A 599-nucleotide genomic window follows, 5' to 3' on the forward strand; every position below is an offset into this window, starting at 1 on the left:
AGAAAAGGGGAAATTCAAGAGAAACGCCCGGTGGACAGCGTAAGCTGGTACGACGCTCTGGTATTCTGCAACAGGCTTAGCGTTCTTGATGGGTTAAGCCCCGCTTACAGCATCGGCGGCGGCACCGATACCAACGCATGGGGAAAAGTGCCGAAAGACGACAACAAGGCGTGGGATGCTGTGGAAATCGTGGCAGGATCAAACGGGTACCGTTTGCCGACGGAGGCGCAGTGGGAGTACGCCTGCCGTGCCGGGACGACGACGGCGTATTACACTGGAGACGATATAAGCGACGAAACGGGGTGGTACAGGCTTAACAGCGGATATAAGACGCATCAGGTGGGATTGAAGACGGCTAACTTGTGGGGGTTGCATGACATGCACGGGAATGTGGAGGAATTGTGTTGGGACTGGTACGATGAAAATTATTATTCGGACAGTCCGTCTAAAGACCCGATGGGTCCGTCCTCAGGAACTAGCCGCGTGAAGCGAGGTGGGTACATCATCTATAGCGTCGAAAGCCTGCGTTCCGCGAGCCGTTCTTACGTCTCCCCGTACAGTAGAGGTAATGCCATCCGCTACGGCTTCCGGCTTGTCCT

1 protein-coding gene is annotated in these 599 nt (G+C 55.3%); it reads left to right on the top strand.

What is annotated here, in order from left to right:
- The coding region (locus ACYVTD_RS15570; RefSeq protein ID WP_461248608.1) for a formylglycine-generating enzyme family protein at positions 1-599 on the top strand (599 nt) is incomplete at both ends.

This window comes from Treponema sp. R6D11, assembly GCF_054786075.1.